Raw genomic sequence first — 12487 nt, 5'->3', positions numbered from 1 at the left:
CGGCGGGGCGCCTCGCCGCTCGTGCGGACCGCCGGGACGTGCCCGCCGATTGCCGGTGCGACGCCCAGGCCGCACGCTGGGTCGATGACCCCGCCCCGGACGACCACGATGCGTCGCGGCACGCTGACCTTCGACGTCCACGACGACGGCCCCGCGGACGGCCCGCCCGTCGTCCTCCTGCACGGCTTCCCCGAGGACTCGTCGTGCTGGTCCCGTGTCGCGCCGCTCCTGCACGACCGCGGCCTGCGCACCGTGGCGCTCGACCAGCGGGGCTACTCCCCCGGCGCCCGCCCGCTCGCCCGCGCGGCGTACCGGCTCGACTTCCTCGTCGCCGACGTGCTCGTCCTCCTCGAGCGGACCGGCCCGGCGCACGTCGTCGCGCACGACTGGGGCGCGAGCGTCGCGTGGGCGCTCGCGGCGTGGGCGCCGGAGCGCGTGCGCAGCCTCACCGTCCTGTCGACCCCGCACCCGCGGGCGCTGACCCGCGCGCTGGTGCGGTCCGACCAGGCGCTGCGTTCGCTGTACGTCGGGCTGTTCCAGCTCCCGGCCCTGCCCGAGGCGCTCCTGCGACCGCGGCTCGCCGCGCTGCTGCGCCGGTCCGGGCTGCCCGCCGAGCAGGCCGAGCGGTGCGGTGCGTTCATGCGCGAGCCCGGCGCCCTGACGGCCGCACTGGACTGGTACCGCGCGCTGCCGCTGGGCACCCGGCCCGTGGGCGCCGCGCAGGTCCCGACGACGTACCTGTGGGGTGCGTCCGACCCGGCGCTCGGCCGGTGGGCGGCCGAGGACACGGAGCGGCACGTCGCGGCGCCCTACCGGTTCGTCGAGCTCGACGCCGGGCACTGGCTCCCCGCGCTCGCGCCCGACGAGGTGGCCGCCGCGGTGGTGGACCGCGCGGTCTCCTCGGGCGTGGGCGACGGGAGCGGCTGAGGCCGCCGCTCCCCGGGCGGTGCTACGACGACGCGGGCGCGCCGTCGACGCTCTCGTGCCGCTTCTGGCGGGCGAACCGCGCCGGGAGGTCCGGACCGTCCCACACCTGGATCGCGCGCCAGATCGAGGCCGCGATCGGGACGGCGAGCACGGCGCCGGTGAGGCCCGCGAGCACGGTGCCCGCGGTCAGCGCGACGAGGATCACGAGCGGGTGGAGCCGCAGCGTGCGGCCCATGACGACGGGCTGGAGCAGGTCGCCCTCGAGCTGGTTCACGGCGATGACGATCGCGACCACGATGAGCGCCTCGACCGGACCGACGGCCACGAGCGCGACGAGCGCGCAGAGGATGCCGGCGAGCGTCGCCCCGACGAGCGGGATGAACGCGAGCAGGAACACGAGCACGGAGAGCGGGATGACGAGCGGCACCCCGACGATCGCGAGGCCGATGCCGATCGCGACGGCGTCGACCGCGGCGACGATCGCCGTCCCACGCACGTAGCCGCCGAGCGTCCGGACCGTCGTCTCGCCGATCCGCTGCCCCCGCTCGTACCGGGCGCCCTCGAACGGGCGCAGCAGGAACTCCCAGATCGCCGGGCCGTCCTTGAGGAAGAAGAACAGCACGACGACCATGACGAAGAAGCCGGCGACGAAGTCGATCGTCTGCGAGGCGCCCGCGAGCGCCCCGGCACCCACGGCGTCGGACTGGAGCAGGCCGACGAGTGAGTCGCGCACGGACGCGATCTGCTCCTCGGTGATCTGGAACGGCAGGTCCTGCACGTAGGCCTGGAGCTCGTCGAAGCCCTCGACGGCCTGGTCGCGCAGCTGCGGCCACTGGTCGACGACGGCCGCCGCGACGAGCCACACGACCACCCCGAGCACGACGACGAGCGTGAGGAGCGCGACGACCGTCGCCAGGAACGACGGCACGCCCTTGCGCCGCAGCAGGCTCACGAGCGGCGAGATCGCCGCGGCGAGGACGAGCGCGATGAGCACGGGGATGACGATGAGCGTCAGCCGCGTGATCGCGAACACGGCGACGGCGACGAGCGCGACGATCGCGAGCACCTGCACTGAGCGCGTGCCCGCCCGCCCGACGCCGTCCGACCACAGCGCGGAGACGCCCGTCGGGTGCGACGGCGCGCCGGAGGTGCGGACGTCTGCCGTGCCCGGGTCGATCGCCGGCGCGTCGTCGGTCGGCACGTCGCGCGGCGCGACGGCTCCTGCGTCCACCGCCTCGGCGTGCTCGCCCGTGCGCATTCCCGACCGTCGTCTGCCCAGCGACATCCCGGCTCCCCTCTCCGCCCGTGACGGCCAGCCTGACACGATCGCGTCCCACCCGCCCCGTGCCGCCGCCCCGCGGCCGTAGAGTGCGTCGCATGGCATCCCGCATCAGCGAGCTGGTCCTCGACTGTCTGACGACGAGGGCCTGCGCTCATGCCGTGGCGCGCACGGGCCGGTACCGCACGGCGAGCGCTCCCGACCGGAACGGCGTGCGGTCCACCAGCTCGAGCGGGATGCGCTCGCGCAGACCGGCCAGCAACGTCGGCCCGTGCCCGGCGAGCACCGGCTGCACCACGAGCTCGTACTCGTCGATCAGTCCCCGGTCCGCCAGTGCCAGCGGGAGGTTCACGCCACCGACCCACAGGCCCGCGCCCGGCTCGTCCTTGAGCCGCCGCACCGCCTCCCCGAGGTCGCCCCGGACCAGCTCGGCGTTCCAGTCGACCTCGCTCAACGTGCTCGACACGACGTACTTCTTCGCCCGGTCGATGGCCTCGGCGAAGGGAACCTCCCACTCCTCCATCCAGTCGGGCCACACGCCCGAGGCAGGCCTGCGCCACGCCGACTCCATCATCTGGTACGTCACCCGCCCGAACAGGAGGGCGTCGGCGCGCTCCATCTCGGCGGTCCAGTAGCGCATCGACTCCTCGTCCGGGGCAAGCCCGGCCTCATGATGGCAGCAGCCGTCGAGCGTGACGTTGATCGAGTAGCGCAGCGGTCTCATCTCGACGATCTCCCTTGATACGCGATTGCCCGGACCAGGCTCAGACCGCCACCGGCCCGCTTTCTCATCGGCGCCCCGTGGCACCGCCTCCCACGAGGTCCTGCGTCCCGACGACGCCGAGCAGCCGGATCTTCTCCGCCGCCTCCGTGCCCGGCGCCGCCGTGAGCACGAGGAGCACCTGGAGCTGGTCCTCGGTGGCCAGCGCCTGGCAGTCCACCTCGATCTCCCCCACCACCGGGTGCACGAGCGTCTTGTGGTCCACGAACCGGCGCGCGACCTCCTGCCGCTCCCACAGCGCCGCGAACTCCTGGCTCGTGCGCCGCAGGACGCGCACGAGCTCGCCCGCGCGCGACGACGGACCGAGCACCGCGAGGGCGGAGCGCAGGCTCGCCACGAGCGCCCGCCCCTGCCGGTCCCGGTCGTCGGCCGGGTAGATCGCGCGCGCCGTGTCCGGGTGGGCGAACCATCGGTAGATCTCGCTGCGGTCCCAGCCCGAGTACGCCGTCGCGTCCCCGTAGAGCGCACGGGCCAGGTCGTTCTGCGCGAGCGTCTCCGCGAGCGGGTTCAGGATCAGTGCCGGGGTGTCGCCCAGGCGGTCGAGCACGCGCTGTAGCGCGGGCGCCACGTGCCCGGGGTCGGTCGCCCGGTCGGGCACCCCGTGCCCGGCGACCCGGTAGAGGTAGTCCCGCTCGTCGTCGGACAGGCGCAGCGCCCGCGCGATCGACGCGAGCATCTGCGTGCTCGGCTGCGGCCCGCGCTGCTGCTCCAGGCGCGTGTAGTAGTCCGTCGACATGAGCGCGAGCTGCGCCACCTCCTCGCGGCGCAGGCCCGGCGCCCGACGGCGCAGCCCGGCCGGGAGCCCCACGTCGCCCGGCTGCAGCGCCTCCCGGCGACGGCGGAGGAAGTCGGCGAGCGCGGCACGGTCCATGCGCCCATCGTCCGGGGTGCGCGGCGCCCGTGCCAGGGATCGCCGGTCCCCCGATCACCGGACTCTGCCGCGACGCGCGTCGCGCGCCCAGGATCGAGGCATGGACATCACGAACAGCACCGTCTTCATCCCCGGGGCGACGAGCGGCATCGGGCTCGCGCTCGCGGTCGCGCTGCACGAGCAGGGCAGCACCGTCGTCGTCGGCGGGCGCCGCAGCGACCTCCTGGAGCGGATCGCCGTCGAGCACCCCGGCCTCGACACCGTGCGCATCGACACCACCGACCCCGAGAGCATCGCCTCGGCCGCCAAGGAGGTGCTCGACCGCCACCCCGACCTGGACACGCTCGTCACCATGGCCGGCATCATGCGCGCCGAGGACTGGCACCACCCCGAGGGTTTCCTCGACACCGCCGAGCAAATTGTCACGACGAACGTGCTCGGCCCGATCCGGCTCATCGGCGCGTTCGTCGAGCATCTGCAGACCCGGCCGCACGCGACGATCGTCACCGTGTCGTCCGGGCTGGCGTTCGCGCCGCTCGCGGTCACCCCGACGTACGACGCGTCGAAGGCCGCGATCCACATGCTCAGCGAGGCGCTGAGGCTCCAGCTCGCGGACACGAGCGTCGACGTCGTCGAGCTCGTCCCGCCGTCGGTCGCGACCGACCTCATGCCGGGCCAGCGCGAGAGCGCGATCGCGATGCCGCTCGACGAGTTCGTCACGGAGGTCGTCGACCTGCTGCGCACGCAGCCCGACGCGCACGAGATCCTCGTCGAGCGCGTGAAGTTCCTCCGGTTCGGCGAGACGCGCGGCGACTACGACGAGGTCGTGCGCGTGCTCAACGCCTCGGACCCGCACGGCCGCTGAGCCGCGGGACGTCGGGCGCGGGCCGACGGGAGGGCGACGCGAGACGTCGGGCGCGTGCGGCCGGGCGATCGCCTCGGCGGCTCAGAACAGCGGCCAGGGGACGGCGGGCATGTCGCCCTCGGGCGCGGGGAACCGTGCCGTGCGCAGCAGCCGGTCGCAGCGCTCGGCGAGGGCTGCCACCTCGTCGGGCGCGAGGAGGCCTCGGAGCCGGTGGCCGAGCTCGCCGTCGGTGCCGGACGCCGTGCCGGTGCCTGTGGCGACGCGGGCCCCGAGGCCGGCGCGCACGCGCTCGACGCCCGCGAGCTCGTCGTCGTTCAACGTCTCGCCGAGCCAGCCCCAGAGCACCGTCCGCAGCTTGGGCTCGACGTGGAACGTGACGCCGTGGTCGACGCCCAGCCGGCGCCCGTCGGGCAGCGGCAGCACGTGCCCGCCCTTGCGGTCGGCGTTGTTCACGACCGCGTCGAACACGGCCATGCGCCGCAGCCACGGCGAGTCCTCGTGGACGACGCTCACCGGGCGGTCGTCCTCGTCGACCCCCTCCAGCACGGTCCGCACGCCGTCACGCGGCACCTCGCTGGTGAGCACGACGTCGACGGGCGACTGGGCAGCGTCCACGTCCTGCCAGAGCTGCACCATGCCCGGGCCGAGCGGCCCGTCGCGCAGCCACGTGCGCGGCACGACGCCCCACCCGAGCGCCTCCGAGACGAGATACGCGGCCACCTCACGGCCGGCCAGCGTGCCGTCGGGGAAGTCCCACAACGGCTTCTCCCCCGCGACCGGCTTGTACACGACCGAGACGGCGCCGACCCGCGCGAGGAACGTCGCGTTGGACGCGGCCCGGATGCGGCCGACGACCTCGAGCGGTGCGGTGTCGAGCGGCGATCCGTCGAGCGGCGCGGTCTGGGGCGGCGTCGTGTCGACGTCGTCGTGCGGGGACGTCACGCCTCGTCGGGGAGCACGCACTCGTGCCCGTCGGGGTCGACCGGCCGACCGCAGCGCGGGCAGGCCGGGCGACCGGCCTGCACGACGGCGCGCGTGCGCTGGGCGAAGGCGCGCGCCGTCCCCACCGGCATGCGGATGAGGAACGACTCCGCGGGCTCGGGCTCGTCCGCGCCGGGGTCGAGGTCGTCGTCCTCGTCGACGAACGGGAACGCTTCGACGACCACCTGCGCCGTACGCGGGTCCCAGCTCAGCCGCATCGACCCCGTGCGGAACTCCTCCTCGAGGGGAAGATCCAACGGGTCGTCGTCGACGAGCTCGGCCGGCACGTCGACGGGGACGCTGTACCGGTTGTCGGGCGCCTCCATCAGCTCGTCGAGCAGGCGCTGGATCGTGTCGGCGAGGACGGCGGACTGCTCTTTCTCGAGGGCGACGCTCGTCGTCCGGTTGCCCGTGCGGGCCTGGAGGTAGAAGGTGCGGGAGCCGGGCATCCCGACGGTTCCCACGACGACGCGGTCGGGCCAGTCGTGCTCGTGGACGAGAGTGGGCATGCCCTCACTCTACGAGCGCTCGGCCCGTCCGCACCGGGCGGCCACGGGTCGGACGTCAGGACGGCGGAAGGTCGCTCGGGTCGCCGGGCTCCGCCGGGCCCGCGCCGCCCCCGACGGGCGCGTCGCCGACCGGCGCCGCCGCGCGCAGCCACGAGAGGTCGCCCGCGTCGGTGTTGACGGCCACGACCTCCGGGCGGTGCGGCCCGTACCGGACGATCGAGATCGAGGCCGGGCCGACGACGATGCGCTGGAACAGGTCCAGGTGCATCCCCAGCGCGTCCGCGAGCACGGACTTGATCACGTCCCCGTGCGAGACGGCCGCCCACACCGCGTCGGCGCCGTGGTGCGCCGCGACCTCGGCGTCGTGCCGTCGGACGGCCTCGACGCCCCGGGCCTGCATCGCGGCGAGCGACTCCCCGCCAGGAAACACCGCCGCCGACGGCTGGGTCTGCACGACGGACCACAACGGCTCCGTGGCCAGGTCCTTCAGCGCGCGCCCCTGCCACTGCCCGTAGTCGCACTCCGTGATGCCCTGCTCGGTGACGAATTCCGGTGCGACGGCCTGGTGGTCGAGCAGTGCTTGCGCGGTCTGCCGGCACCGCTCCAGCGGGCTCGCCACGACGCGCGCGAGCGGCACGCCCGCGACACTCTCGGCGGCGCGGGCAGCCTGGTCGCGACCCATGGCGTCCAGCGCGACCCCGTCCGCTCGTCCGGCGAGGATGCCGCTCGCGTTCGCGGTCGTGCGGCCATGGCGGATGAGGAGGACGGTCGGCATGCCCTGAGCGTAGGCTCGTCCACCCAAGCGCGGTCCTGCTCCGAGGCGAAGCGTCCACGTCAGCGCCGCGCGGAGATGCGTGGTCGCGAGAACTACGCCGCATGCGTCGAGAAAGCGTCTCGCCTAGCTGTACTGACTTAACTGGGGGCAGTACATCAGCCGAACGGTGGCGCAGCGGCTGAAAGCACTCCAAGGCGCAGCCGCTCCGGTCAGCACGCCGTCCGGGTCCGCACGGCACGGCGAGCGACGGTGTCGGCCCCTTGTTGTCCCTGCTACCGATGCGTTGCGAACGCAGGTGATGCGCTCTGTCGCCCGGGCTGCACCAGCCCAGGCGGCGCAACCAGACTCCCGACGTGTCCTGATTGTTTCGGTGTGCCCTGTAGGGTGTCGGCCGAGCACATCACAATTCAGCGAGGGAGGCGCGGCATGCGTCGGCCTGCGAACAACGCAGCGCATGGCGTCGCAATCCGTCGAGCGGGTCGCACCGCATGGCCCATGTGGACGTTCCTCGCCCTCTACATCGTGCTGACGGCGTGGATCTCCCTCGGCACCGGAGTCGTGACCGACAGCCAGCACGCCCTGGTGAAGAACATCGGCTACATCGGGCTAGCCGCCTACGGAGTGTGGGTGTTCCGAGAGGCGCTGTCCGCAAGCCTGCGTATGACCGAAGCCAGCCCGGTGGCATGGGCGCGCTGGGTCATTGCCGGGCTCGTGCTCATGGGAATCGCCTCAGGGGTGAGCGCGCTGATCGCGCTCGCCGTGGATGGCCCACTCACCAGTAACAACCAGGCTGCCATCGACGCCGAGATGCTGGCGGCGTCCTCGTCGATCCGCCACAGCCTGCTGCTTCTGGCCGTTGGAGCCATCTTCGCCCCGCTCGTCGAGGAGTTCGTCTTCCGCGAGATCCCCTTCGCTCGCCTGCGCCCCTGGCTGTCGACGCCGATCGCGCTCGCATCCTCGTGCCTCTGCTTCGGGGCATTGCATCTGCGGTCGCTGGACGAATGGCCTCTCGCGATCCTGTACATCGGGTTCTCCCTTGCACTCGCGGTCGCCTACCTGGGCTCCAAGCGCAATCTGCTCGTACCCATCGCCGCGCATGCCCTGTGGAACGGGTCGGGGCTGACGTTCGTCCTTTTGAGCAGCGGATAGCCACGCGCACGCAGTCAGTGGAGCGCCTGCTCGCGATATGGGCACGGCAGAGAGCCTGGCGAACTTCCTCAACCGTCGTCACGTCTCCTCGATAGAAACCGAGCCTACGAAAGACGCGTGCGGAGAGCACTCCCTGGAGTCGCGGACAGCGGTTCGGGACCAGGCCCACCAGTAGAGCGCCGTCCGAGTCGAGCCATGGAGGTGCGATCCAGCGCTCGTGACAAAGTGCGCTAACACTCGAATGTCAGACGTTCGGATCTCGGTACTGCCCCGCCCGCGAAAGTCCCGCTGTGCAAGCGCCAGCCCACCGGCCGACCAGACCCCAGACAACGAAAAGCCGGACCTACGAAAACGTAGGTCCGGCTGTCCGCGATGTCGTGAGACATCACACGGTCGGGCTGACAGGATTTGAACCTGCGACCCCTTGACCCCCAGTCAAGTGCGCTACCAAGCTGCGCCACAGCCCGTGGCTGGATCACCGGGCCTGATCCCTGCGGATCGGACCCCGTGAAGCCTCGGATACTCTACCCCATCCGTGACGCCTCCAGCGCACCGTTTGCCCCGGTCGGGGCTGCGCGGTCGGTTTCGTCAGCAGCCGAGGCGGCATCCCGTTCCCCCGTCGGCAGGTGGGCCCGCCACGCGGTCGCGACGATCGCCAGGCACACGGCGGCGATGACCATCCCGCCGAGGAACATCTGCGCGTACGTCCACTGCACGGACAGCGCGGCGAGCGCCACGGGCACGCAGAACCCGATGTACGTCAGCGAGTAGTAAACGGCCGTGAGTCCGGCGAGGTCGTCGGGCGTCGCGATGCGCTGCACCTCGCTGAGCCCGGCGACGAGCGCGAGACCGTACCCGGCGCCGAGCACCATGGCGGCGACGAGCGCGGTCGGCAGGTCGAGCCGCGCCGACGCGTAGGCGCCGAAGCCCATACCGACGACGACGATCGACATCGCCACCACGGACGCCCGCGCGCTGTGCCGGGTGTCGATGAGCCGACCGAGGACCTGGATCCCGACGCCACAGCCGAGGCCGAGCACGGTCATGAGCCCCGAGAACGCGATCGGCGCGCTCCCCGCGCTGGCGGACACGAGCCCCGGCAGCACGGCGTAGGCGCTACCGGCGCACCCGAAGACCCAGGGCGCCACGGGCACGACGACGCGCAGGAACCGCCGGTGCGCGACGGCCGGCACGCGGAGGTCGTCGCGCAGCCGACCCCGTTCGGCGCCTGACGATCCGCCGGCACTAGCGCGCGTCTCCGGCACGCCCAGCACCCAGACCCCGGCGGCGACGGCCAGCAAGCCGTGCAGCAGGTAGGCCGTGTGCGTGGGCCAGGGCGCCCACTGCGCGAGCACCGCCGCCACGCCCGCCCCGACGAGGAACCCCAGCGTGAGGGCGAGGCCGGCGCGCCGGGCGCCGGAGCCGCCGTCGGGCTCGCCGGACGTGCGGGCGGCAGCGTCGCTGAGCTCCTTGACCCACGTGGTCCCGACGGCCATGACGAGCCCGAGCGCGACGCCGCACAGCACGCGGCCCGTGGCGAGCAGCGCGGCGGACGACTCCCCCGCGGCAAGCACGAGCGAACCGACGAGCGCGATCGGCGCGGCGGGCAGCAGCAGCGGACGGCGCCCGTACCGGTCGGACAGCGGCCCGCCGAGCAGGAGCGCGGGGACGATGCCGAGCACGTACGCGGCGAGCAACGCGTCGACGGTCACGGCCGAGAAGTGCCCGACCTCCCGGTACATGACGAGCAGCGGCGTGAACTCGTTGCCGCCCCACGCGACGGCGAACATCACCGCCGCGACGGCGAACCACGCCCGCGGCCCGACGGCGGCGCTCGCCCCGCGAACGGACGCGGCGGCCTCGCCCTCGGTCGCCACTGAGGTCGACCCGGAGGACACGGCGCTCACAGGCCCGCCCTCGCATCCTCGAGGTGGCGCTGGATGCGTCGCTTGTAGGTGCGGGTATCGCGCACCTCGAGCGCGTCGACGAGAGCGCGGTGCCCGGCGACGAACGTCGCGGCCCGCCGCGGGTCCCACCGGACGCTGTGCGCGACCATGCGCTGCTGACGCTCGCGCAGGCTGACCGAGAACGTCGTCAGCAGGGCGTTGCCGCCGGCCGCGACGATCTCCTGGTGGAACCGCGCGTCGAGCGTCGCGTACTCGGCGACGTCGCCGTCCGCGACCGCCGCCTCCTGGGCGGTGACGAGGTCGCGCAGGAGGGTGACGAGCGTGGCGAGCTCGGTGTCGGGCAGGCGCACGACGCTCTGCGCCGCGTGCGTCTCGACGAGCAGGCGCGCATCGAGGACGTCGTCCGCCTCCCCCGGCGCCACGGGAACCACCAGCGCGCCCCGCTTGGGGTAGAGGCGCAGCAGACCCTCGGCCTCCAGGCGCAGGAACGCCTCGCGCACGGGCGTGCGGCTCACGCCGAGCTGCTCGGCGATCTCGCCCTCGCTCGTCATGGACCCACCGGGCAGGCTCCCGTCGAGGACGAGGGACTTCACGTGCCGATACGCCTGCTCGGTGGCAGAACCGCTGGTCGTTCGAGGCATAGATACATGATGCATCTATCTGGTGCGCGACATCGACACCAACGGCGTCCGGACGGCGTGGGCCTCGCCACACTCGACGCGCGACCCTCAAGTGATAGTCCAGACCACTTCGTACTGCCATTTTCGACGAAACTGTCAGTAAGACGTCGTGGCGCACCCAGGCGTCCGCGGCGCTCGGCACCATGACGGGATCCCGACGTACTCGACGTCTACGCGCGGGGGAACCGGCACCACTGAGCGACCGTGGTGCGCCTCAGTGGTGGTGCCCGCTCCGGCCCAGCGTGTCCTTCGGCGTCGCACCGGGACGGGTCCACTGCGGCACGGGGCGGGTGGTCGGGCCCCAGCCCGCGACGCCGTCGGCGTCCGCGCGCCAGTACCAGCACACGCCCTCGCCCTCGGGCCAGCCGTCGGGGGTGTCCTCCCATGCCTCCCGGCGGCCGTAGGGGGTCATGTCGAGCAGGGCGAAGTGCGGGCTGGTCGGCTCGTTGCCGCGACCCGTCGTGCGGTACGTGAGGAACACGCGGTCGCCGTCGCGCAGGAAGCAGCTCAGGTAGCCCATCTCCCCGCCGATCGGCTCGTCGAGCCCGCGCACCGAGTACCACGGCTGGGTGTATCCCATGAACTCCACGTAGGGCGCGACCTCCTCCCACCGGCCCACGGTGAGGATCGCGAAGGAGACGCCGCGCGCGTTGAGGTAGACGGCGTCCCGCAGGCCCCACGCCGTCCAGGTGCAGCCCTCGCACTGCCCCTGGTGCGGGGCGCCGTCGTGCCACATGTGCTGGTAGACCACGAGCTCGTCACGTCCCTCGAACAGGTCGACGAACGGGACCGGACCGTCGGGACCGACGACCTCCACCGAACCGTCGATCTCCACCATGGGCAGCCGCCGGCGCGCCGCCGCGATGGCGTCGCCCTCGTGGGTGTGCGCCTTCTCGCGCACGAGGAGCTCGTCCCGGGCGGCCTGCCAGGTGGCGAGGTCGACGACGGGCGGTCGTCCGGGCAGGGCAGCGGCCGGGCTGCTGGGCGTGGTCGTCATGGTGTCCTCCGCGTTGTCGGTGCCGACCGGCGCACGCCGCCCGACGAGGTCATCCGCAACGACCCGCCGCGCGGGAGGAACTCATCGGCGCTCCGCTCTCAGCGAGCGGCTCACCCGTGCTCGTGCGCTCCCTCGACGACCTCGTCGACGGCGCTGCGCCGGGTGTCGCCCGCCCGTGCGGCCGTGCTGCTGCCGTCCGGCAGGGTGCCGTCCCGAAGAGCCGCGTCGAGACGTCGGACCAGATCGCCCACCCGGCCGCCACCGCCGGGCGCCGGCGGGTAGCGGCGCAGCACGTCCACGAGCGCGGGCGTCGCGAACGACCGCGCCGCGACGAGCCGGGCGACGGCAGCGGACTCGTCCCCGCCCGCCGCGAGCTGAGCGGCATGCGCGGCGTGGGCTGCCGAACCGAGGATGTGCTTTACCTGGTGCGCGTCGGCGATCGGGTGCAGGTAGGCGGCGCCCGCCGCGGCCATCGCGGCACGCGACGCCTCGGCGGCCGCGGGGTCGCCCGCCTCCTTCGCCGACCGGAGCGCCGCCCACGCGGTGTCCCGCAGAGCCTTGCCCCGTGGACCTCCACGGGCGAAGGCCCACGCTGCCTCGACCGCCTCGCGGGGGCGGGCGTCGTCCGGCCGCACCACCTCGACGATCTCCAGCGCCTGCTCCGCGCACCGCGCCGCGTACCCGGTGACCTCCCGCAGGTCGTCCGTGCTCAGCTCGACCCCGTCGGTCGTCGCCACCTGCCACTCCCTCCGCCGCCCTGCACGCT

At 73.3% G+C, this 12487-nt stretch carries 13 protein-coding genes and 1 tRNA gene; 3 read left to right on the top strand and 11 right to left on the bottom strand.

Annotated features, from left to right (window positions below; all coding sequences use genetic code 11):
- The first annotated feature begins 84 nt into the window (after positions 1-84).
- On the top strand, positions 85-927 hold the full coding sequence (locus JN535_RS06465; RefSeq protein ID WP_240200671.1) for an alpha/beta fold hydrolase: 843 nt from the start codon (positions 85-87) through the stop codon (positions 925-927).
- A gap of 22 nt (positions 928-949) precedes the next feature.
- Here the strand turns inward: JN535_RS06465 and JN535_RS06460 are convergent, their stop codons facing one another.
- The 3 genes from JN535_RS06460 to JN535_RS06450 form a co-directional block, all read right to left on the bottom strand.
- Entirely contained in the window at positions 950-2185 is a 1236-nt protein-coding gene (locus JN535_RS06460) for an AI-2E family transporter (protein ID WP_205203954.1), read from the bottom strand.
- A 175-nt stretch (positions 2186-2360) separates the two neighbouring features.
- On the bottom strand, positions 2361-2930 hold the full coding sequence (locus JN535_RS06455; RefSeq protein ID WP_205203952.1) for a dihydrofolate reductase family protein: 570 nt from the start codon (positions 2928-2930) through the stop codon (positions 2361-2363).
- A gap of 64 nt (positions 2931-2994) precedes the next feature.
- Complete coding sequence (locus JN535_RS06450; RefSeq protein WP_205203950.1) at positions 2995-3858, bottom strand: helix-turn-helix transcriptional regulator; 864 nt, start codon at positions 3856-3858, stop codon at positions 2995-2997.
- 100 nt (positions 3859-3958) lie between these two features.
- Here JN535_RS06450 and JN535_RS06445 point away from each other — a divergent pair, with 100 nt between their 5' ends.
- On the top strand, positions 3959-4723 hold the full coding sequence (locus tag JN535_RS06445; RefSeq protein ID WP_205203948.1) for an SDR family oxidoreductase: 765 nt from the start codon (positions 3959-3961) through the stop codon (positions 4721-4723).
- An 81-nt stretch (positions 4724-4804) separates the two neighbouring features.
- On the opposite strand, the gene JN535_RS06440 is transcribed toward JN535_RS06445, so the two are convergent.
- The 3 genes from JN535_RS06440 to JN535_RS06430 are packed head-to-tail and all read right to left on the bottom strand — an operon-like array spanning position 4805 to position 6988.
- On the bottom strand, positions 4805-5665 hold the full coding sequence (locus JN535_RS06440; protein WP_205203939.1) for an SCO1664 family protein: 861 nt from the start codon (positions 5663-5665) through the stop codon (positions 4805-4807).
- On the bottom strand, positions 5662-6213 hold the full coding sequence (locus JN535_RS06435; RefSeq protein WP_205203937.1) for a DUF3090 domain-containing protein: 552 nt from the start codon (positions 6211-6213) through the stop codon (positions 5662-5664). The genes JN535_RS06440 and JN535_RS06435 overlap by 4 nt, the downstream gene beginning before the upstream one ends.
- Before the next feature lie 55 nt (positions 6214-6268).
- The gene (locus JN535_RS06430; RefSeq protein ID WP_205203935.1) at positions 6269-6988 is read right to left on the bottom strand and encodes a histidine phosphatase family protein; all 720 of its coding nucleotides are present in this window, start codon (positions 6986-6988) and stop codon (positions 6269-6271) included.
- Positions 6989-7483: 495 nt separating this feature from the next.
- Here JN535_RS06430 and JN535_RS06425 point away from each other — a divergent pair, with 495 nt between their 5' ends.
- The gene (locus JN535_RS06425; protein ID WP_205203933.1) at positions 7484-8137 is read left to right on the top strand and encodes a CPBP family intramembrane glutamic endopeptidase; all 654 of its coding nucleotides are present in this window, start codon (positions 7484-7486) and stop codon (positions 8135-8137) included.
- A 393-nt stretch (positions 8138-8530) separates the two neighbouring features.
- Here JN535_RS06425 and JN535_RS06420 read toward each other — a convergent pair.
- The 5 genes from JN535_RS06420 to JN535_RS06400 form a co-directional block, all read right to left on the bottom strand.
- Positions 8531-8604, bottom strand: a tRNA-Pro gene (locus JN535_RS06420).
- 57 nt (positions 8605-8661) lie between these two features.
- Positions 8662-10044 (bottom strand): MFS transporter, encoded by a 1383-nt coding sequence (locus tag JN535_RS06415; RefSeq protein WP_307868306.1) that lies wholly within the window; start codon positions 10042-10044, stop codon positions 8662-8664.
- Entirely contained in the window at positions 10041-10685 is a 645-nt protein-coding gene (locus JN535_RS06410; protein ID WP_205203931.1) for a GntR family transcriptional regulator, read from the bottom strand. Before JN535_RS06410 ends, JN535_RS06415 begins: the two co-directional genes overlap by 4 nt.
- Positions 10686-10938: 253 nt before the next feature.
- On the bottom strand, positions 10939-11721 hold the full coding sequence (locus tag JN535_RS06405) for a DUF899 family protein (RefSeq protein WP_205203929.1): 783 nt from the start codon (positions 11719-11721) through the stop codon (positions 10939-10941).
- A gap of 110 nt (positions 11722-11831) precedes the next feature.
- On the bottom strand, positions 11832-12458 hold the full coding sequence (locus tag JN535_RS06400; RefSeq protein ID WP_205203928.1) for a putative immunity protein: 627 nt from the start codon (positions 12456-12458) through the stop codon (positions 11832-11834).
- Between the last annotated feature and the right edge of the window lie 29 nt (positions 12459-12487).

This window comes from Cellulosimicrobium cellulans, assembly GCF_016921195.1.
Lineage (GTDB): Bacteria > Actinomycetota > Actinomycetes > Actinomycetales > Cellulomonadaceae > Cellulosimicrobium > Cellulosimicrobium cellulans_F.
The sequence above is the reverse complement of the archived record's forward strand: the minus strand, read 5'-3'. Positions and strand labels throughout refer to the sequence as shown.